Source organism: Micromonospora sp. NPDC049060 (genome assembly GCF_040649055.1).
GTDB classification, from domain to species: Bacteria; Actinomycetota; Actinomycetes; order Mycobacteriales; family Micromonosporaceae; genus Micromonospora; species Micromonospora reichwaldensis.
In genome coordinates, this window is the sequence record NZ_JBEZEV010000015.1 from 74,195 (window position 1) to 92,930 (window position 18,736).

Here is an 18,736-nt window from a genome sequence, read left to right on the forward strand (position 1 = left end):
TCCGCCGTCGGGATCGGTCCCCGGGCGCATGGGCGCTCGCCGCTGGGTAAAGATGGGTCCCATGACCGAAGCGCACTCCGCTGGACAGAACGACGAGCCGGGCCAGGATGGCACCGGTCACTCCGGAACGGTGGTGGTGGTCGGCCCGGACGGGCGGCCCGTCGGCACCGTGCAGACCGACGAGGCACACGGCGAGGACCCGACCCGACTGGTCGAGCAGCCGGCCAAGGTGATGCGGATCGGCAGCATGATCAAGCAGCTGCTCGAGGAGGTCAAGGCCGCCCCGCTCGACGACGCCAGCCGGCACCGGATGCGGGAGATCCACCAGCGGTCGATCGTCGAGCTGAAGGAGGGGCTCGCCCCCGAGCTGCGCGAGGAGCTGGAACGCATCTCGCTGCCCTTCACCGAGGAGAAGGCGCCCAGCGAGGGCGAGCTGCGCATCGCGCACGCCCAGCTCGTCGGCTGGCTGGAGGGCCTGTTCCACGGCATCCAGGCGGCCCTGGTCGCCCAGCAGATGGCCGCCCGGGTGCAGCTGGAGCAGATGCGTTCCGGCCGGCAGGCGCTGCCCAGCGGCCCCGGCGTCGGCATGCTGCCGGGCATGCCGGGGATGGGCCAGCCGCCGCAGGGCGGCGAGGGGCACAGCACCGGCCAGTACCTCTGACCGCGCGGCCGGCCGGGGACGCCGGCCGGCCGCTCACCCCACCCCGAAGACCTTCTCCAGGTACGCCGCCACGCCGTCCGCCGAGTTCGCCGCCGTGACCTCGTCGGCGATCTCCAGGACGGCGCGGTGCGCGTTCGCCACCGCCACTCCCCGCCCGGCCCAGGTCAGCATCGGCACGTCGTTCGGCATGTCGCCGAAGGCGAGCACGTCCCGGGCGTCGATGCCGAGCCGCGCGCAGTACCACGCCAGCCCGGCCGCCTTGGTCACGCCGGCGGCGGAGATCTCCACCAGCCCCGAGTACGACGAGTGGGTCGCCTCGGCCAGCCCTTCGAGGGCCGCGGCCACCAGCGCGACGAACGCGTCCGGATCCTGCTCGGCGGACCGGGCCAACAGCTTCACCGCCGGTGCCGCCAGCAGCTCCTCGGGGGTCTCGACCGCCCGGATCGCGTCGTGGTCGGCGTCCCAGCGCAGCGGGTAGTGCGCCTCGTGCCGCATCTGCCGGCTGTCGACGATCTCCACCGCGAAGCTGATCTCCGGCACCTCGGCGCGCAGCCGCCGGGCCACCTCGGCGAGCAGCTCCGGGGCGAGCGGGTCGGCCCGTACCACCTCGTCCGCGACCGGGTCGTAGACCACCGCGCCGTTGGCGCAGATCGCCGGAAGCGGCTCGGCGAGCTGCTCGTACACCATCTTGAGCCACCGGATGGGGCGGCCGGTGACCAGCACGACCGGCGTGCCCCGCGCGGACAGCCGGGCCAGCACGTCGGCGGTGTGCGGGCTGAGCGTGCGGTCGTCCCGGAGCAGGGTGCCGTCGATGTCGGTGGCGATCAGCCGTGGTGCCTCTCCCATCAGCGGGACAGTAGCCGATCGAGGTACACCGCCACCCCGTCGTCGTCGTTGCGCAGGGTCACCTCGTCCGCGGCGGCGCGGACCATCGGGTGGGCGTTGGAGACCGCGACCCGGGCCCAGCCGGCCCACTCGAACATCGGCAGGTCGTTGGGCATGTCGCCGAAGACCAGGACCTCGGCCGGGTCGACGCCGAGGCGCTGCGCCACCACGGTCAGCCCGGTGGACTTGTCGACCCCCGGCGGGCAGATCTCGACGAAGCCCAGCCCCGCCTGGGTGAGCGTGGCGACCTCCGGCGGGACGATCCGCCGGGCGACCGCGAGGAGTTCGTCGACGTGGTGGTCGGCGGTCCGGACGAACGCCTTGATCACGTCGCACGAGAGGCACTCGGCGCGGCTGCGCGCCTCGAACTCGTGCTGGTAGGGCCAGCTCGGGTGGTAGTCGCCCCAGAGCGGGGCACCGTGCTCGTCCGACGCCTCGACCATCACGGTCAGCGGCCCGACGGCCGCCTCCAGGTCGGCAAGCAGCGCGGTCAGCACCTCGGCGGAGAGGCGCTCGTCGCGCAGCACCACCGGCCCGGCCGGGTCGCTCTGGTCGACGACCCGGCCGCCGCCGGCCATCACCAGGAAGTCCGCGGCCCGGATGTCGTTGCGGGTCATTCCGGCCAGCCGGGGCCCGCGACCGGTGGCGCCGACCACCGGGATACCGGCGGCCCGCACCCGGTCGAGCACCGCGTGGGTGTACGCCGAGACGGTGTCGTCGCTGCGGACGAGCGTCCCGTCGAGATCCGTGGCGATCAGCTTGGGCAGGCCCGGGCGGGTCATCGTTCCTCCTTCGCCCGCCGCCGTCGCAGCCAGCCGTCTCGGTCCTCGGTGCCTCGACCCTGAGTGACGGCGGGCAGCAAACGTACCTCGTGGAACGGGCCCCCACCATGGCGTTGCGGCGAATGCCGTGCCAACGGTCGACGGCCCGCCGGTGTCCCCGTCCGGGGCCCTGCCGCGGGCCGTAGGGTGGGACGGATGGGAGAGCGGGACTGGCCGGTGGCGGAGGCCGTCGACACCGAGCGGCTGCTGCTGGAGCCGCTCCGCGTCGACCACGCCGAGGAACTCGCCCCCCTCCTGGACGACCCTGCCCTGCACGAGTACATCGGAGGCGGCCCGGCCACCTTGGAGCAGCTCCGGGAGCGGTACCGCCGGCAGACGGTCGGGCGGTCGCCGGACGGCCGGGAGGGCTGGCTCAACTGGGTCGTCCGGCACCGGGACAGCGGCGACGCGGTCGGCACCGTGCAGGCCACCGTGCGGCTCGACGGTGACCGGCCGGTCACCGAGCTGGCCTGGGTCGTCCTGACGCCGCACCAGGGCCGCGGCTACGCCGGCGAGGCCGCCGCCGGCCTGGTCGGCTGGCTGGCGGAGCGCGACATCCGGGCGCTGGTCGCGCACGTGCACCCCGACCACCGGGCCTCCGCACGGGTGGCCGAGCGGCTCGGCCTGCGGGCCACCGACGAGCGAGCGGACGGCGAGGTCCGCTGGGTGGCCCTCTGAGGGACGCCGCCCCGGCGAGCGGTACGGGCGAGGTCGTCCTCGTCGAGCGGCCGGGCCGCCGTTCGTCACACTGGTCGTGGCGAACCGGCCCCCGGTCAGTCCGGGAGTTCGGGGCGGGCGAAGGGGGCGGCCGGCCCGACGGTGAGGTCGGCCGGCGCGGGCGGCAGCCCGTCGTCCGCCAGGTCCCGCGACCTGCGGCGGCGCCAGCCCACCGGCTCCGCCCCGGCTCCGCCGTCCGCCTCGCTGCCGGCGCCCGCCTCGGTCCCGGCGCCGACCTCGGTCCCGCCGTCGGCCTTCCCGGCGATCCGGGCCGTGCCGGCCGGGGCCAGCTTCAGCGCCGCCGCGAAGAGCGCGCAGGCCAGGAACGCCGTCACCAGGCCCCGGCCGTACTCGACCTGGAACCCGTCGTCCGTGGAGTAGAAGAAGACGCGTTGGGCGGCCTCGTCGAGCGAGGCGGTGGCCGCGACCAGCAGCCCCAGCAGCGCCCCGGCCACGGCCAGCCCGGCGAGCCGGGCGTTCGGACGCACCGCGGGAGTGCCACGCAGCGCGAGCACCACCGCGCAGACCAGGGCGAACAGCCCGACCAGGTAGCCCACCCCGAACCCGCCGACGTCGGACACCCCGCCCGGCACCCGCAGCGGGGTGTTGCCCTGCGGGCCGCCGTTGGGGATGGTCATCACCTGCCACTCGCCGAGCATCGAGGCGAGGGCGGCCACCGCGCCGAGCGCCGCGAGCAGCACGGGGAGCCGGGGATCCCGGCCCAGGCCGGAGAACGTACGCCCGAACCGCCCCGGCCTGTCCGGCTGGGCGGTGCCCCACTCCAGGACGGCGGCACCGTCGGACCGGTGTTCCTGCCGGGGAATGGGGGAAGTCTGGGACATCGGCCACCCTTCCGCGTTCGCGGGCCTGCCCCGAATCATGACACAGTACGCACCCGGTGACGCGGAGCGTGAACGGTCGCCGGAGGGTGCCCGTTGGGCTAGCGTCGGGTGCATGCCTATCCGTACCGCTTCCGCACAATGGCAGGGCAACCTCACCGAGGGGTCCGGCACGATCCGCACCGGCAAGGGCGGGCTGGAGGGGAACTACTCCTTCAAGTCCCGTTTCGAGGAGGGTGAGGGCACCAACCCCGAGGAGCTGATCGGCGCGGCCCACGCCGGCTGCTTCTCGATGGCCTTCTCCAAGGCGCTCGCCGAGGCCGGCTCGCCACCCACCTCCGTGGAGACCACCGCCAAGGTCCACCTCGACAAGACCGACGCCGGGATGACGGTGACCCGGATCGAGCTGGACACCGTCGGCCAGGTACCGGGCATCGACGAGGCGCAGTTCACCAAGCTCGCGGAGACCGCCAAGGAGAACTGCCCGATCTCCCGCCTGCTCGCCCCGGGCGCCCAGATCAGCCTGACCGCCCGCCTCGCCTCCTGACCGTCCCCGTCGTCGGCGTCGACCGCCACGGGAACCACGCTCCCGTGGCGGCCCGCCGAGCCGGACCGAGGCGGCCCGGCGCTCGGACCGGCGGGCCTGACCGGCGCGGGTGGGCCGTGTCGTCGGGCAGAATGGGCGGGGTGCCGGTGGAGATGAGTCGCGAGCGCTTCGAGGAGCTGGTCGGCGACGCGCTCGACGAGGTGCCCGAGGAACTCCTCGCCCTGATGAGCAACGTCGTGATCCTCGTGGAGGACGATCCGCCCCCCGGCGAGGACCTGCTCGGCCTCTACGAGGGGCACGCCCTCACCGAACGCGGCTGGGACTACGCCGGCGTGCTGCCGGACCGCATCCTGATCTACCGCAACCCCATCCTGCGCATCTGCGACGACGACGAGGACGTCGTCGACGAGGTCGCGGTGACGGTGGTGCACGAGATCGCCCACCACTTCGGCATCGACGACGCCCGCCTGCACGAGCTGGGCTGGGGCTGACGGGCGGCGGTTGCCACCGTCGCCTACCGTCGGTCCAGGTACCGCGAACTCAGGAGGCACTTCCAATGCGCAGCGAGCTGTTCTCGGCGGAGAACCTTGAGAAGGAGTCCGCGCAGCCCGGCATGCGGCTGCAGAACTCCAAGATGTTGAAGGTCGAACTCAACGGTGAGGTGATGGCCCGGGTCGGGTCGATGGTCGCCTACCAGGGGCAGGTGCAGTTCCAGGCGCTCGGCTCCGGCGGGCTCGGCAAGTTCCTCAAGCAGAAGCTGACCGGCGAGGGCGTCCCGCTGATGAAGGTCTCGGGCCGGGGTGACGTCTTCCTCGCCGACTTCGCCAAGGACGTGCACGTCATCGACCTGGAGCCCGGCGACGCGCTCTCCATCAACGGCTCCAGCGTGCTGGCCTTCGACTCCACCCTCCAGTACGACATCCGGATGGTCGGCGGGGCCGGCATGGCGTCCTCGTCGGGCCTGTTCAACTGCGTCTTCAGCGGTTACGGCCGGATCGCCATCACCACCAAGGGCACTCCGGTGGTGCTCAGCGTCGACGCCCCCACCTACGTCGACCCGCAGGCAGCGGTCTGCTGGTCGGCCAACCTCCAGACCGGCTACCACCGCGCCGAGCAGCTCGGCCTCGGCACGCTGCTGGGCCGGAGCACCGGCGAGGCGTTCACGATGAGCTTCGCCGGCCAGGGCTTCGTCGTCGTCCAGCCCTCCGAGGAGCCGCCCGTCATGGGCAGCGGCTCCCAGGAGCAGCAGGGCGGGCTCCTCGGCGGCCTGCTCAGCTGAGGCACGCCCCGCACCACCCCGCACCGCCCCCGCCCGCGTCGACCGGCCCCGCCGCATCCGACGCCGGTCGGGGGCGGTGCCGTTGCGGGGCCCGCAGTCGGCTCCGGGGCGGTCCCGGGCCTGCCGTCAGCCGAGGTCGCCGGCGCGCAGGCGGGCCAGCCAGGCGGCGGCGTCGGCGTAGTCGGCGTCCGAGAGGCCGGCGGGGGCCGGGATCGGGCGGTCGCCCGTCCCGGGGAACCGGTGCCGGGGGTACGAGCCCAGGAAGCGCACGTCGGCGCAGACCCGGCGCAGCCCCTGCAACGCCTCGCCGAGGCGTACGTCCGCCACGTGCCCGGCGCAGTCGAGGAAGAAGACGTAGCGGCCGAGCGCCTCACCCGTCGGGCGGGACTCGATCCGGCTCATGTTGACCCCGCGGACGGCCAGCTCCATCAGCACCGACAGCAGCGCGCCCACCCGGTCGTGCGCGATGTAGACCGCCAGGGACGTCACGTCGTCGCCCGTCGGCGGCGGGGGCGGCCCGGGGCGGGACACCAGCGCGAAGCGGGTCACCGCGTCCGGGTGGTCGGCGATCTTGTCGGCGAGCACGTCGAGCCGGTGCCGCCCGGCCCCGATCGGGGCGCAGATCGCCGCGTCGTACTCGCCGGTGGCTGCTCCGGCGGCGGCGGCGCCGTTGGAGAGCACGTCGACGACGACGGCGTCGGGCAGGTGCGCGCGCAGCCAGCCCCGGCACTGGGTGGACGCCTGCGGGTGGGCGGCGACGCTGCGCACGTGCGGGAGCGTCGTGCCGGGCCGCGCGGCGAGCACGAACTCGACCGGCAGGACCACCTCGCGGGTGATCACCAGGGGTTCACCCTCGGCGAGTTCGTCCAGGGTCACCCCGACGGCGCCGCCGATCGAGTTCTCCAGCGGCACCAGGGCCGCGTCGGCCTCCCCGGTCCGTACGCCCTCCAGCGCCTCGGGGACGCTGCGGGCCGGCGTGCGGCTGCCCCGCTCGGCGGCGGGGATGCTCTTCAACGCCTGCTCGGCGAAGGTGCCCTCCGGCCCGAGATAGACGAAGCGCGTCGGCGGTGTTCCCGGCATGGCGACAGCCTACGCACCCGGTACGCCGAGCGACCCGCCCTCGCAGACGCGCGTCCGGATGCCGGGCGGCCCGGCGGCGCGGACCTCGGCGGTGCAGACGTCGGTGCCGGCGGTGACCAGTCGCGGGGCGCCCGGCCGACCCTGGGTGATCACCTGGAGCGTCTCGTGCCCGGTGACGTCGAGCACCGTGTAGTGCCACTCGCCGGCGCAGAGCGGCCCGGTCCGCACCCGGACCCGCACGCCGTTCGGCAGCACGCCACCCCGGCCCCGCACCAGGTCGACGATCCGCGCGCCCGAGGGGCCGTCCGGGCACGGGACCGCGACCAGACCGGGGTCGACAGTGGGGGTGATCCCTCCGCCGCCGGGCAGGCCGGTGGTGGGCGGGGGCGTCGGCGCGGCGCTGGGCGTGGCGGGGAGCGCGGTGCGGGTCGGGGCGGTGGTCGGGGCGGGGCGGCGCAGCTCCGGTGGAGTGCCGCAGCCGGCGAGGGGCAGCGCGGCCAGCAGCACGACGGCTGCGAGGCGGCGGGCGTACGCCGGCGGGGCCGGCCGCGACGAGGCCCGTACGGGCGGCAGGGGCGGAGCCGACGGGGCGCACGCGCGAACCGCTCCGGGCCGGGCCGGGGGGCCGGGCGGTCGGGCGGGTGTGGCGGAGCGCGAGGGGGTGGGCGGCACGGCCGATCCTCGGGACATCGGGGAGCGTCACTGCGGCCGGGAGGCCGAGCCCATCCTAGGAGGAACCGGCGGGCGGGTGAAGATCAGCCGAGGACGCGATGGCCGGCACGCTCCAGCGCGGCGGTCGCCTCGCGGAGCCGCACGGCGGGAACCAGCAGGTAGTCGGTGTCGTAAGTGGAGAAGGCGACCACGCTGACCCGGGCTGCGGCGAGGGGGTCCACAAGCGCGGCGAGGGTGCCGCTGACCGCCAGGTCGAGCGGTTCGGCGACCCGCAGGCAGCGCCAGGCGGTCTCGCCGACGGCCTGCTCGGGCGCCCGGTCGGCGGGGCAGATCAGCGAGATCCCGTCGGCCGTCCAGCTCACCGTGACGACGTCGCCGTTGCTCAGCCCGCCCGACAACTCGGGCGGCAGGGCGGAGCCGGCGGCCAGGCGGCACACGGCGTACTTCCCCGGCAGCAGAGCGATATCGAGCATGAGGGCACCTTACGGCCTCGGTACGGGCCCGCCCCAGATTCGCCGCGTGCGGCGAACGCCACATCCCGCCGCTGGTCAGACCGGGGAGAAGAACGTGAGTGAACCGGCGACCGTCCCGCTGGTGAACACCGGGGTGGAGATCGCGTCGACGGTCGAGTCCGGCGCGTCGGTCGACGCGGCCTGGACCCGGAGCAGCCCTCGGGCCAGGCGTCCGGAGGAGAGCGCCAGCAGCGGCGGGATCTTGTCGATCTCGGGCTCGGTCAGCTCGCAGCGGTTGGCGGTGAAGTCGAGCAGCCGTAGCCCGCCGTCGAGCAGCGGCAGCCCGGTCACGTCCTCCGGGTCGCCCAGGAAGAGCAGCTCGCAGCCGGCGACGGAGACGGCGACGACCCTCGTCCCGGCGTCGATCAGCAGGCACGGCTCGTCGGCGTGGGAGACCGTAGACGACCACCGACCGAGGTTGTCGAACTCCTGGCCTGTCGGTGTTCCCGCCGCCGGCACGAACACGTCAGAGAGCGAGAGTTCGACGTGGGCCACCGCGCCTCCTATGTACACCGACGGTCCGTCCACGCTAGCCGGTCGTCGCGGGTGACGCCGACCGCGCGTGGTCACCGGGCCGCCGGTGGGTGAGGGAATGCCCTGACCAGGCGGCCGGCGACGGCGCGACCGACGGGTGCCGACCGGCACCCGGGTGCGTGGCGTCGCCGGTGACGTTACCGTCGGTTGGCCGGCTTGTCAGCGGCCGTTCGGCCGCCCTCGTACCACCGGTAGTCCGCGGCCGGCCGGTACGCGCCGTTCACCCAGGTCTCCGGGTGCTGTGCGACCCGCGAGAGCTTCTCGGCCGTGGCCGGACTGATCCGGCTGCCCCCGGCGACGAGCAGGCGGTCCAGCTCGCGGTGGGTGGCCATGAGGCAGTCCTTCGGCAGGCCGTAGACGCTGATGACGCCGGAGCCGACGAAGGTCAGCACCGGCGTCACCGGGATCGGCAGCCCCACGGCGTCGGAGAGGGCCTTGCTGGCCCGCTTGGCGTCGCGGCGGGCCTCGGCCACGTAGGGCGGGCGCTTGCCGTTGATCTGGACCACGTCGCCGGCCACCAGCACCCGGGCCCGGCCGTGGTCGGCGATGGTGACCGCGAAGAGCCCGCTCGGCCCGATGGCGAGGAAGCCGGCGCGTTCGTCGCGCTCGTGGTCGAGCAGGAGATCGGTGGCGTCCGTGCGGGGCCACTCGATGACGTGCCACGCGGGCCCGAGATGGTCGAGCCGGCCGAGCGCCCGTGCCCCGGCCGCCTCCAGCCGCCGGGCGCCCCGCTCCGCCCTGCGGCGGCGGGCCCACTCCAACGGGGACGGACGGACGGGTGCGAGCACCTCCGGCGACTCCACGCGGGGGTGTGGCACCGCTGCGGGCGGCAGTGCCCGGGCGGACGGTACGGCTTGACGAGCGGGAAAGACAGTCATCGCGACCTCCGGCAAAAGGTCCCTCGAAGTTATGTCCTCACTACCCTACGTTGCCAGTCCCCTGTGTCGGCAAGTTGGAACGCCGGAGTGAGTGTGGATGAATGCCATATTCATCCACCCCTGTTTTATCGGATGCCGCCAAACCCTGCCCTACGCTGCGAGGGTGACCCACTACGTGGACAGCGAAGTCGGTCGGCTCGGGACGGTGCTGCTGCACCGCCCCGGTCCTGAGTTGGCCCGGCTCACCCCCCGGAACAACGACTCGCTCCTCTTCGACGCCATCCCATGGGTCGGACGGGCCCAGGAGGAGCATGACGCCTTCGCCGCCGCCCTGCGCGAGCGCGGCGTCGAGGTGCTCTACCTTTCCACCCTCCTCGCCGAGACGCTCGCCGTCGCCGACGCGCGCGCCGAGCTCACCGGGGAGGTGCTCCGCTCGCCCAGGCTCGGCGACTCGCTGCGCGCCCGGGTCGCCGACCACCTCGCGTACCTCGATCCCGTCGCGCTCGCCGACGTGCTCATCGCCGGGCTGGCCCACGAGGAGCTCCGGGTCAGCCGGGAGCGGCCGGGCGGCCTCGTCTACACCCTGATGGACCGGCACGACTTCGTCATCGACCCGCTGCCGAACCTGCTGTTCACCCGGGACTCCTCGTTCTGGGTCGGCGACCGGGTCGGGGTGACCAGCCTGGCGATGCCTGCGCGGCGACGGGAGACCACGCTGACCGACGCCATCTACCGGCACCACCCGCGCTTCGCCGGCACCGAGCTCGTCTACCAGCCCGGCCTGGAGCACCTGGAGGGCGGCGACGTGCTGCTGCTCGCGCCGGGGGTGCTGGCCGTCGGGGTGGGCGAGCGGACCACGCCCGCCGGCGCGGAACGCCTCGCCCGGCAGGTCTTCGCCGCCGGGCTCGCGCACACCATCCTCGTCGTCCCGATCGCCCAGGAACGGGCGACCATGCACCTCGACACCGTCTGCACGATGGTGGACGTCGACGCCGTGCTGATGTACCCGAACATCGCCCACACGCTGTCGGCGTACACGGTGATCGCCGGGGCGGACGGTGAGGACCCGCGGGTGGACGGCCCGGCGCCGTTCCTGCGGGCCGCCGCGGACGCGATGGACCTGCCCCAGCTCCGGGTCATCGACACCGGCCTGGACCCGGTGACCGCCGAACGCGAGCAGTGGGACGACGGCAACAACACCCTGGCCATCGCGCCCCGGCTCTGCGTGGGCTACGAGCGCAACACGGAGACCAACGCGCAGCTGGAGCGGGCCGGCATCGAGGTGATCCCGATCGCCGGCTCGGAGCTGGGCTCGGGCCGGGGCGGACCACGCTGCATGTCCTGCCCGCTGGTCCGCGAGCCGCTCGGCGCACCGGTGTGAGGAAGGGCCCCTTCCTCACACCGCAGCCGCCGCGCGAGGCGGGCGCGGCGGCTGCGGGGCGGAGGGTGGGCCGGGTGTCCGGCTCAGCGCAGGGTGAGTTGGCGGCCGAGCAGGCCGTGGCGGGCCCGCCGGCCGGCGGCGTCCAGCGGGGTGGGCTCGGCGAGCGCCTCCGCGTACCGCTTGGCGAAGTCGGCGACCGGCTGCTCCCAGTCGGCGGCCGGGACGTCCTCCGGCAGGTCCCAGACGGGCACCAGCCGGCCGTGGGCCCGGAACATGCCCGCGAAGCGGGTGTTCTCGCCGAGCACCAGCGTGCCGGCGACGCTCAGCCGGGACAGCGCGTCCAGCGCGGCGTCCTCGTCGTCGGGCAGCACCCAGCGCACGTGCGCCTTCTCCGGCACCTGGCACCAGTACGCGGCCCGGGCGGCGGCGAGCCGTACGGTGGGGTAGATCGCGGCGTTCGCCCGCTCCAGGGACGCCTGCACGTTCGGGTCGTCGCCGGCCCCCGGGTCGAGCCAGAACTCGAACCCGTCGTGCATGCTGACCTCCAGCGGGCCGTCGGCGAGGACGTCCTGCAACCGGGGGCCGGGGCCGGGCAGCGGCGGCACGGGCACCGGGCGGCCCGGCTCGGCCCGCAGCGCGCAGAGCAGCGCCTCGGCCAGGTCCCGGGAGACGTCGCCCGACTGGAGGTGACGCTGGAGCCCGATGAGGACCCGCCCGTCCGGCTTGGTCATGGCCGGGGTGGCCATCGGCAGCACGGTGGCCAGGGTGACCTCCCGGTCGCCGAACTCCTCGACCAGGGCGGGGGCCAGCCGCAGCGGCGCGGAGGCGGCCGGCACCAGTTCCCGCAGGGCGATCCACTCCGGCTCGTCGGTCAGCCCCTCGAACGGTCGGGGCACGAAGGTGTCCCGTACCTTCTCCCGCTTGGGGGTGGCTTCGGCGGCCCGCTGGCTCTTTCGACGCTTGCTCACGGCGACACAGCCTAGAGGCCCCGGCGGCCCGGCGGGGGCGGGACCCGCCCTCGCGGTCGGTCAGCCGGCCACGGCAAGGTCCGACCGGGTGACGTCGGCGGGGTCGAACTCGGCCCACACGCTCTGGCCCAGGCCGTCGCGCTCGACGCCCCAGCGGTCGGCCAGCCCCGAGATGATGTGCAGCCCTCGGCCGTCGACGGCGTCTATGTCGGCGATCCGCATCGTGGGGCCCGCGGCGGCGCCGCCGTCGGTCACCCGGAGCTGCACCTGCTGGCCGCCGGACGAGTCGCGCAGCCGCCAGGCCACCCGGACCACTCCGCCGGGCAGCGGGTCGGCGTGCCGGACCGCGTTGCCGACCAGCTCGGCGAGGACCGCGACGAGGTCGGCCAGGAGCGGCGGGGGTACGACGTCGGCCAGTTCCTCGGCGAGGCGTCGCCGCGCCACCCGCGCCCCCGCGGCGTGGTGGGGGACCACCACGCACCATGCCCGATCGGCAGCTCCCGTCGACACCTTCGTCCCTTTCCCGCCCCCGTTGCCCGTCGCCGGTCACCCGCAGGGCAGCCGCACCTCTGCGACCGTACCGCCACCGGCCCTCGGTCGTAGGGATACCCATCCATTCTGCTGTTCAACGATCCGACGGACGAGATAGAGGCCGAGTCCGGCCCCGGCGTAGCGGCGGCGGTCGCCCGACTCGCCCTGCCAGAACCGGTCGAAGGCCCGCTCCACGTGCTCCGGCCGGATGCCGATGCCCCGGTCGCGTACCTGGAAGGAGACCGTCGACCCGTCCGCGTCGGCGGTGATCTCGATGAGCGAGCCGGCCTCGGAGTACTTGCCGGCGTTCGTGCACAGCTCCGTGAGCACGGTGGCGAGGCTCAGCCGGTGGCCGAGCGCCTTGGGCAGGTCCGCGGGGAGGCGGAGGACGAGCCGCTGCCGCAGCTCCGCCGGGAGGTCGACCGCCGCCGCGCGCAGCGCGTCACCGAGGTCGTACGGGGCGGGAGGCTGGTCGCCCGGCCCCGCCTCGGCGGCGGAGGAGAGCAGCCGGTCCACCAGCCGGGCCAGCTCGTTGGCGCGTTGCCCGATCACGCGGGCGGCCTGCCGCCGGTCGGTCTCGGTCAGCGACTCCCAGTGGTCGGTCAGCGTGTCCGCGTAGCCCTTGATCACGGTCACCGGCGTACGCAGCTCGTGGCTGGTCACCGCCACGAAGAGGTCCCGGTCGTGGTCGCGGCGCTGCTGGTCGGTGATGTCGCGGAAGGTGACCACCCGCAGGGCGCCGGGGCCGGGCAGCTCGCCGGAGGTGATCGTGAGCCAGCGGCCGTCCGGCATCCGGTGGTCGCGCACCTGCCCGGACGGGGGCAGGGGGAAGGGCAACGGCCGGTTGAGCGCCTGGGCCACGGAACGGCCGGTGACCCGGGCGGCGGCCGGGTTCCAGAGCCGGACGTGGTTGTCCCGGTCGACCACGGCCAGGCCGTCCGCCAGCGCCGCCACCACCGGCCCGTCGCCGTGCACGGGCAGCCCGGTCTGGTCGCCGTACATGTGGGCGATGCAGGAGGCCAGGTAGCCCGCGACGGCGTGCTGCTCGGCGTCGGGCGGATCGTCGCCGTCGGGGTAGAGCACGTGCAGGCTGCCGACCGTCAGCCCGCCGATCTCCGCGCGGGAGACCACCATCCGGAGCAGGCCCCGTTCGGCGAGCTCGGCGGAGAGCCTGCCGGTCAGCTCGTCCGTGCGGACCTGGCGCACCCGCGCGCCGGAGAGCAGGCAGACGGTGGCGGGGTCGTCGGCCGGCACGGGGTGGCCGACGGCCCACTCGGCGGCGCCGGTCGCGGCGATCACCCGGCCGCCGGTCGGCGCGAACTCGACGAACGCCGTGCCCGCCGCGCCGAGCGCCGACCGGGCCACGCGGAGCAGGTGGGTGAGCACCGGAAGGCCGGTGCCGCCCGAGTTGATCATTTCGATCACGGTGGTGTGGCCGGCGATGAGAGCGGAGAGGTCGGTGCGCTCCGGCATCCTCCGAGTGTGCCCCGCCGGCCAGCCCGGGGACACCCCTGCCCGACCGGGCCTCCACGCGCTGCCACCCCGGTCAGCGGCCCAGGCTGGCCAGCGTGTGCGCCGGCCGGTCGGTGATGATGCCGTCCACCCCGGCGGCCAGGACGAGGTCCAGGTCCGCCGGCTCGTTCACGGTCCACACGAAGACCTGGTTGCCCGCCGCCCGCAGGGCGGGCACCAACTGCGGGCGGGCGCGCACCAGGGCGACGCCGGGGCCGGCGATCCGGGTGCCGAACGGCAGCCGCCCCGGCCGCACCCAGCGCGGCAGCACATCCAGCAGCAGCACCGTGGGCAGCGCGGGGGCCAACCCCCGGACCCGGCGTACGGCCAGCGGCGAGAACGACATGACGGTGACCCGTACCGGATCGTCCGGTTTCGGCTCGGTCAGGCCGTACCGGCGCAGCATCGCGACGAGCCGGCGCTCGACGTTCCCGCCGTGCCGGGAGGGGTGCTTGGTCTCCACCAGCAGCCGCACCGGCCTGCCGGCGGCCAGCACCGCGTCCAGCAGCCGCTCCAGGGTCAGCAGCCGCGTGTGCGACTCGTCGAGCACCTCGTCGCCGTCGGCGGGCGCGCAGCCGGGGTGCCAGGAGCCGAAGTCCAGCGCCTCCAGCTCCGCGAGGGTACGGGCGCTGACCAGTCCCTGGCCGTTGCTGGTGCGGTCGAGCCGTCGGTCGTGCACGCAGACCAGGTGGCCGTCCCGGGTCAGCCGGACGTCGCACTCCAGCCCGTCCGCGCCCTCGTCGAGGGCCCGCAGGTAGGCCGCGAGGGTGTGCTCGGGCAGGTCGTGGGAGGAACCGCGGTGCGCGAAGACGAGAGGGGCGTCCATCCCGACCGTCCTAGACGACCCGGCCCGGCTGCCCGTCCTCGCGGACCACTCCTCGCCCGGCGGCGGCCCACTCGCCCATCCCGCCCTCGACGTTGCGCACCTGGTCCCAGCCGTTGCGCATCAGGTAGGCGACGACCTGTGCGGAGCGCCCGCCGGAGCGGCAGATGACGGCGACGTCGCGGTCGGTCGGCACCTCGGCGATCCGGGCCGGCAGCTCCATCATCGGCAGGTGGTGCGCGCCGGGGGCGTGGCCGGCGTTCCACTCGTCGTCCTCCCGGACGTCGAGCAGGTACGCGTCGTCGGCGATCTCGGTCACGGTCACGGTGGGAACCTGGGATCCGAACACGGGCCAAGCCTAGATCCTCGCCCCGGCGGCCGGTGGCGGGCCGCCCCCGGGCGTCACAGCCGGGTGACCCACCGCGGGTTGGCGCGCGCCCAGTCCGGCACGCGGGTGCCGCGTACCGCCTCGAAGAGGCCGTTCCCGCCGTTGTCGAGCACCACGTACGACACCTGGTCGATGGTCTGGGGGTGGGAGGGGACCTGCACGCCACGCAGCGCGTCCGCCGGCAGGTCGCGCAGCGCGAGGACCAGGTCCTCCAGCCGTACGCCGTTGGTGTCCACGGTCAGCGAGCCGCCCACGGCGCGGATCACCTGGTCCAGCTTGACCGGGTTGGTCCGCAGCGACGTCTCACTCGTGCGCTCCAGCACCGCCCGGAGCAGTTGCTGCTGGTGGGTCTGCCTGTCGTAGTCGCCGCCCGGCAGGTCGTAGCGCTGGCGGACGTAGTCCAGCGCCTCACCGCCGTCCATCTGCTGGCAGCCGGGCGCGAAGACGCGGTCGGTGTGGATCGAGCGGACCTCGGTGTCCACGCACATGCGTACGCCGCCGAGCAGGTCGATGACCTTGCGGAAACCGGAGAAGTCGATCAGGGCCGCGCCGTCGAAGCGGATGCCGGTCAACCGGGACAGGGTGGCCGAGAGCAGGCGGGTGCCCGGCTGGCCGCCGCCGCCGTGCTCGTACGCCGCATTGATCTTGTCCTGGCCGCCGCCGTAGCCGTTGCCGGCGGGGATGGCCACGAGCAGGTCCCGGGGGACGGAGACCAGGTACGCCTCGCGCCCGCCGGCGGGGACGTGCACGATGAGGATGGTGTCCGAGCGTCGGTCCGCCGCGCTGCCGCTCTGCCAGCGGTCGGTCCCCACCAGCAGGTAGTTCAGCGGTCCGTCGGGGTCGGTGCGCTTCTGGCGGGCGGTGGGGTCGAGCAGTTGCTCCCGGACGACGCTGCGGTCGTACCGGTCGCTCAGCACCTCCAGGCCCGCCACGGCGAGCCCGGCCAGCAGCACCAGGGCCAGGCCCAGGCCGAGCAGCAGCCGGGGCCAGCGGACGCGGGGCGGCCGGGCGGGCCGGGTGTCGGTCCCGGACCGGCCCCGACCGTCGCCCGTCGATCTGGACGTGACGCCTCCCCGCGACCCGTACGTGAATCCCTCTCACGTCAGGCTACGAGCCGACCACGTCGGACCGGGCCGCTTCGCCGACATCGCCCGGCGGGCCGCCCCAGCCGGCGTCACTCGCGGCTGGAGACCACCTCGGGGTTGGCGAAGACGAATTCGGCCAGCTTGTCCTGTTTCACCGCGCGGAACATGTCCATCGTCTGGGCGCTGAGCGTCTCGCGGCTGCCGTCGCTGTGGAAGGTGCCGCCGTTCGTCTTCAGCATCACGAGGTCGTTGCCGGTCACCCCGCGCATGGTGAAGACGAAGTCGGGAACCGGCACGCCGGCGGTGTCGAGGATGAATGCCTTGCCGGCCGCGTCGATCAGCTTGTTCAGCTTGATCGGGTTGGTCAGCGTCCCGTCCTGGGTGGCCTTCTTCGCCATCGCCTTGATCAGCTGCTGCTGGTTCTGCTGCCGGTCGTAGTCGCCGTTCTTGAGGCTCTTGCGCTGCCGGGAGTAGTCCAGCGCCGCCCAGCCCTCCATTTCGCGGCAGCCCTTCTTGTGCACCACGGGCGTCCGCTGCTTGCCGGTCTTCTTCGCGTCCGCGTTCCACATCGGCTTGCCGTCCACGTACGACATGTGGATCGACTCGACCTCCTGCTTGACGCAGATGCGCACGGTGCCGAGGGCTTCGATGACGTTCTTGAATCCGCCGAAGTTGATGATGGCCGCGCCGTCGAAGCTGATCCCGGTCATCTTCTTGATCGTCTGCGCCATCAGCTGGGCGCCGCCCTCCCAGCCGCCGCCGTTGCGGGCGCCGGCCTGGAACGCCGCGTTGATCTTGTCGGTGCCGCCCTTGTAGCCGCTCGGCTTGAAGGCCGGGATCTGGGCCTCGGTGTCCCGGGGGATCGAGATCAGGTACGCCTGGTCGTGCGTCGCCGGGATGTGCAGCACGATGATGCTGTCCGCCCGCACGTCGTCGGCGGCCCACCGCTCCCGGGCGTCCACACCGAGCAGCAGCATGTCGATCGGGCCGTCCAGGCTGGCGCCACCCTCGGCGTCGGTCTTGCCGGCGTCACCGAGGAGGTTGCGCTGGGCGATGTTGCCGGTGGCGCTGCTGATCAGCGCCTTGCTGCCGACGATGGCCGCACCGCTGGCGACCATCAGCACGGCGCCGAAGATCAGGGTGAGTCGGGCCCAGAGCGGGTCCTTGCGGCGCGACCGCTTCTTCGCGGACCCGCCACCGGGCTTGCCGCCCTTGACGGGCTGCTTCGGGATGCTCGTGGAGGCCCGGACCGGGCCACGGGGGGACTCCAGCGCCGGAGGGCGACGGCTGGTCTGAACCGGCATGCGTGCTCCAGCTCGCGTTGTCAGGGGGCGGGATCACTTTACGGACGCTTTCCCGTCCTGGCGAGGTCGTCCGACCGTCAAATGCCGTTCGTACGGCCGTCATCCAGGAGAACTGACCGAACGGACAGATCGATACGGCTGGTCGGCGGTTGGCTCACAGGAAGCGCTCGGCCGGCCCTCCGAATCGTGATGACGGTCGTCGATCACGGGAGGGCCGGCCGGCGGAGCTGGTCAGTTTCCGGTGCCGTCCTTCTTCTTCTGGTTGGCCTCGACCCACGCCGTCATGGTGTCGGCCGACATCGCCTTGTACATGGTCAGCGCCTTCTCCTTGTCCGACACCACCACCGACTCACCGTCGATGGTCTGGCTGCCGACGTGCGGGCTGGTCACGAAGGTGAGGTTCTCGCCGCGCAGGTTGCGGAACTGGACCCCCATGTCGACAAGCGAGAAACTCTGGTCGACGGTGACCGCGGCGGTGACCGACTTGAGGAAGTCGTTCAGCTTCTTCGGATTGGTCAGCGTGCCCGTGCTCGCCGCCTTGTCCATCAGGGCGCGGAGGAACTCCTGCTGGTGCCGCATCCGGGCGAAGTCGCCGTCCGGGAACTGCTTGCGCTGCCGGATCCAGTCCAGCGCCTCGGCGCCGTCCATGTGGTTGGTGCCCTTGGTGAACGTCCGGTACGGCTTGTGGATCGAGGTGACGGTCCGCTCGACCTTCAGGTCGACGCCGCCGAGGGCGTCGGTGACCTGCTTGAAGCCGGCGAAGTCGATCGCCATCACGTGGTCGAGCCGCACGTCGGTGAAGCACTCCACCGTCCGCACGGCCAGCGGCAGCCCGCCGAAGGCGAAGGCGGCGTTGATCTTCCCCCGCTGCCCGCTGCCGCAGTCGGCGTTGGCGCCCTCCGGGATCGGCACGTAGAGGTCACGGGGGATGGAGACCAGGTAGGCCTTCTGGTGGTCCGACGGGATGTGCATCACGATGATCGTGTCGGCCCGCCACTTGCTGGACTTGTCCACCGGGGCGTCCGGGTCCCGGGAGTCGCTGCCCACCAGCAGGATGTTCAGGGCGCCGTCCACAGCCTTGGCCGGGCGGCCCCCCGTGATCTCCGAGAACGGGTCGGTGCGGGCCAGGTCGTCGTCGAGGCCGCGGGCGTAGAACCAGGCGCCCACGCCGCCGAGCAGCGCGAGCACCAGCACTGCCACGCCGGCCACCAGGGCGATCCGGCCCCAGCGGGGGCGGACGCCGCCCCGGCCCGGCCGGTCCGGTCCGGTCGGTCCGCCTGGCCCGGCCGGTCCGCCCGGCCCCGCGGGACCGCCCGGGC

General features: G+C 73.8%; 22 protein-coding genes. 6 read left to right on the forward strand and 16 right to left on the reverse strand.

What is annotated here, in order from left to right; translation table 11 throughout:
• Positions 1-52 precede the first annotated feature (52 nt).
• Positions 53-661, forward strand: coding sequence for a bacterial proteasome activator family protein (locus AB0B83_RS09535; RefSeq protein ID WP_357577768.1), 609 nt, complete (start codon positions 53-55; stop codon positions 659-661).
• A 33-nt stretch (positions 662-694) separates the two neighbouring features.
• Here AB0B83_RS09535 and AB0B83_RS09540 read toward each other — a convergent pair whose 3' ends face one another.
• Together AB0B83_RS09540 and AB0B83_RS09545 are read right to left on the reverse strand one after the other, a co-directional pair.
• Positions 695-1,507, reverse strand: a complete 813-nt coding sequence (locus tag AB0B83_RS09540; protein WP_357577769.1) for an HAD family hydrolase — start codon at positions 1,505-1,507, stop codon at positions 695-697.
• Positions 1,507-2,328 carry an HAD family hydrolase gene (locus tag AB0B83_RS09545; protein WP_357577770.1) on the reverse strand — a complete coding sequence of 274 codons (822 nt, stop codon included), beginning with the start codon at positions 2,326-2,328 and terminating at the stop codon, positions 1,507-1,509. The genes AB0B83_RS09540 and AB0B83_RS09545 overlap by 1 nt, the downstream gene beginning before the upstream one ends.
• Positions 2,329-2,523: 195 nt before the next feature.
• Between AB0B83_RS09545 and AB0B83_RS09550 the strand changes: the two genes are divergently transcribed.
• Entirely contained in the window at positions 2,524-3,045 is a 522-nt protein-coding gene (locus AB0B83_RS09550) for a GNAT family N-acetyltransferase (protein WP_357577771.1), read from the forward strand.
• Between the two features lie 95 nt (positions 3,046-3,140).
• Here AB0B83_RS09550 and AB0B83_RS09555 read toward each other — a convergent pair whose 3' ends face one another.
• Positions 3,141-3,926 carry a hypothetical protein gene (locus AB0B83_RS09555; RefSeq protein WP_357577772.1) on the reverse strand — a complete coding sequence of 262 codons (786 nt, stop codon included), beginning with the start codon at positions 3,924-3,926 and terminating at the stop codon, positions 3,141-3,143.
• Positions 3,927-4,038: 112 nt separating this feature from the next.
• On the opposite strand from AB0B83_RS09555, the gene AB0B83_RS09560 reads away from it, so the two are divergent.
• The 3 genes from AB0B83_RS09560 (at position 4,039) to AB0B83_RS09570 (ending at position 5,749) form a co-directional block, all read left to right on the forward strand.
• Positions 4,039-4,470 carry an OsmC family protein gene (locus AB0B83_RS09560; RefSeq protein ID WP_121397474.1) on the forward strand — a complete coding sequence of 144 codons (432 nt, stop codon included), beginning with the start codon at positions 4,039-4,041 and terminating at the stop codon, positions 4,468-4,470.
• Between the two features lie 146 nt (positions 4,471-4,616).
• On the forward strand, positions 4,617-4,961 hold the full coding sequence (locus AB0B83_RS09565; protein ID WP_172896728.1) for a metallopeptidase family protein: 345 nt from the start codon (positions 4,617-4,619) through the stop codon (positions 4,959-4,961).
• A gap of 65 nt (positions 4,962-5,026) precedes the next feature.
• Positions 5,027-5,749: an AIM24 family protein gene (locus tag AB0B83_RS09570; RefSeq protein WP_311409901.1), complete on the forward strand. Its 723-nt coding sequence runs from the start codon at positions 5,027-5,029 to the stop codon at positions 5,747-5,749.
• 126 nt (positions 5,750-5,875) lie between these two features.
• On the opposite strand, the gene pheA is transcribed toward AB0B83_RS09570, so the two are convergent.
• The 5 genes from pheA to AB0B83_RS09595 form a co-directional block, all read right to left on the reverse strand.
• Positions 5,876-6,829, reverse strand: a complete 954-nt coding sequence (pheA, locus tag AB0B83_RS09575) for a prephenate dehydratase (RefSeq protein ID WP_327029996.1) — start codon at positions 6,827-6,829, stop codon at positions 5,876-5,878.
• A 9-nt stretch (positions 6,830-6,838) separates the two neighbouring features.
• Complete coding sequence (locus AB0B83_RS09580) at positions 6,839-7,336, reverse strand: hypothetical protein (RefSeq protein WP_357577773.1); 498 nt, start codon at positions 7,334-7,336, stop codon at positions 6,839-6,841.
• Positions 7,337-7,584: 248 nt separating this feature from the next.
• Positions 7,585-7,974 carry an ACT domain-containing protein gene (locus AB0B83_RS09585; RefSeq protein WP_121397477.1) on the reverse strand — a complete coding sequence of 130 codons (390 nt, stop codon included), beginning with the start codon at positions 7,972-7,974 and terminating at the stop codon, positions 7,585-7,587.
• 75 nt (positions 7,975-8,049) lie between these two features.
• Entirely contained in the window at positions 8,050-8,508 is a 459-nt protein-coding gene (locus tag AB0B83_RS09590; protein WP_327029994.1) for a hypothetical protein, read from the reverse strand.
• Between the two features lie 176 nt (positions 8,509-8,684).
• Complete coding sequence (locus tag AB0B83_RS09595) at positions 8,685-9,425, reverse strand: hypothetical protein (RefSeq protein WP_357577774.1); 741 nt, start codon at positions 9,423-9,425, stop codon at positions 8,685-8,687.
• 163 nt (positions 9,426-9,588) lie between these two features.
• Here AB0B83_RS09595 and AB0B83_RS09600 point away from each other — a divergent pair, with 163 nt between their 5' ends.
• The gene (locus AB0B83_RS09600) at positions 9,589-10,806 is read left to right on the forward strand and encodes an arginine deiminase (RefSeq protein ID WP_357577775.1); all 1,218 of its coding nucleotides are present in this window, start codon (positions 9,589-9,591) and stop codon (positions 10,804-10,806) included.
• 83 nt (positions 10,807-10,889) lie between these two features.
• Here the strand turns inward: AB0B83_RS09600 and AB0B83_RS09605 are convergent, their stop codons facing one another.
• From AB0B83_RS09605 to AB0B83_RS09640, 8 genes are all read right to left on the reverse strand, one after another.
• Entirely contained in the window at positions 10,890-11,774 is an 885-nt protein-coding gene (locus tag AB0B83_RS09605) for a DUF5926 family protein (protein WP_357577776.1), read from the reverse strand.
• A gap of 60 nt (positions 11,775-11,834) precedes the next feature.
• Positions 11,835-12,284: an ATP-binding protein gene (locus AB0B83_RS09610; RefSeq protein ID WP_357577777.1), complete on the reverse strand. Its 450-nt coding sequence runs from the start codon at positions 12,282-12,284 to the stop codon at positions 11,835-11,837.
• 36 nt (positions 12,285-12,320) lie between these two features.
• Positions 12,321-13,778: a PAS domain-containing sensor histidine kinase gene (locus AB0B83_RS09615; protein ID WP_357577778.1), complete on the reverse strand. Its 1,458-nt coding sequence runs from the start codon at positions 13,776-13,778 to the stop codon at positions 12,321-12,323.
• A gap of 73 nt (positions 13,779-13,851) precedes the next feature.
• Complete coding sequence (locus AB0B83_RS09620) at positions 13,852-14,643, reverse strand: glycerophosphodiester phosphodiesterase family protein (protein WP_357577779.1); 792 nt, start codon at positions 14,641-14,643, stop codon at positions 13,852-13,854.
• 10 nt (positions 14,644-14,653) lie between these two features.
• The gene (locus tag AB0B83_RS09625) at positions 14,654-14,989 is read right to left on the reverse strand and encodes a rhodanese-like domain-containing protein (RefSeq protein WP_357577780.1); all 336 of its coding nucleotides are present in this window, start codon (positions 14,987-14,989) and stop codon (positions 14,654-14,656) included.
• A 53-nt stretch (positions 14,990-15,042) separates the two neighbouring features.
• Positions 15,043-15,981 carry an LCP family protein gene (locus AB0B83_RS09630; RefSeq protein ID WP_357577781.1) on the reverse strand — a complete coding sequence of 313 codons (939 nt, stop codon included), beginning with the start codon at positions 15,979-15,981 and terminating at the stop codon, positions 15,043-15,045.
• A 221-nt stretch (positions 15,982-16,202) separates the two neighbouring features.
• Positions 16,203-17,417, reverse strand: coding sequence for an LCP family protein (locus AB0B83_RS09635; RefSeq protein WP_357577782.1), 1,215 nt, complete (start codon positions 17,415-17,417; stop codon positions 16,203-16,205).
• Positions 17,418-17,648: 231 nt separating this feature from the next.
• Positions 17,649-18,736 (reverse strand): LCP family protein (locus tag AB0B83_RS09640; RefSeq protein WP_357577783.1); only part of this gene is annotated, 1,088 nt, incomplete at its 5' end.

Bases quoted from the DNA above. Each gene is read 5' to 3' on its own strand.
- AB0B83_RS09535 (WP_357577768.1), top strand. From the start codon at position 53: ATGGGTCCCATGACCGAAGCGCACTCCGCTGGACAGAACGACGAGCCG.
- AB0B83_RS09540 (WP_357577769.1), bottom strand. From the start codon at position 1,507: ATGGGAGAGGCACCACGGCTGATCGCCACCGACATCGACGGCACCCTG.
- AB0B83_RS09545 (WP_357577770.1), bottom strand. From the start codon at position 2,328: ATGACCCGCCCGGGCCTGCCCAAGCTGATCGCCACGGATCTCGACGGG.
- AB0B83_RS09550 (WP_357577771.1), top strand. From the start codon at position 2,524: ATGGGAGAGCGGGACTGGCCGGTGGCGGAGGCCGTCGACACCGAGCGG.
- AB0B83_RS09555 (WP_357577772.1), bottom strand. From the start codon at position 3,926: ATGTCCCAGACTTCCCCCATTCCCCGGCAGGAACACCGGTCCGACGGT.
- AB0B83_RS09560 (WP_121397474.1), top strand. From the start codon at position 4,039: ATGCCTATCCGTACCGCTTCCGCACAATGGCAGGGCAACCTCACCGAG.
- AB0B83_RS09570 (WP_311409901.1), top strand. From the start codon at position 5,027: ATGCGCAGCGAGCTGTTCTCGGCGGAGAACCTTGAGAAGGAGTCCGCG.
- pheA (WP_327029996.1), bottom strand. From the start codon at position 6,829: ATGCCGGGAACACCGCCGACGCGCTTCGTCTATCTCGGGCCGGAGGGC.
- AB0B83_RS09585 (WP_121397477.1), bottom strand. From the start codon at position 7,974: ATGCTCGATATCGCTCTGCTGCCGGGGAAGTACGCCGTGTGCCGCCTG.
- AB0B83_RS09595 (WP_357577774.1), bottom strand. From the start codon at position 9,425: ATGACTGTCTTTCCCGCTCGTCAAGCCGTACCGTCCGCCCGGGCACTG.
- AB0B83_RS09615 (WP_357577778.1), bottom strand. From the start codon at position 13,778: ATGCCGGAGCGCACCGACCTCTCCGCTCTCATCGCCGGCCACACCACC.
- AB0B83_RS09620 (WP_357577779.1), bottom strand. From the start codon at position 14,643: ATGGACGCCCCTCTCGTCTTCGCGCACCGCGGTTCCTCCCACGACCTG.
- AB0B83_RS09635 (WP_357577782.1), bottom strand. From the start codon at position 17,417: ATGCCGGTTCAGACCAGCCGTCGCCCTCCGGCGCTGGAGTCCCCCCGT.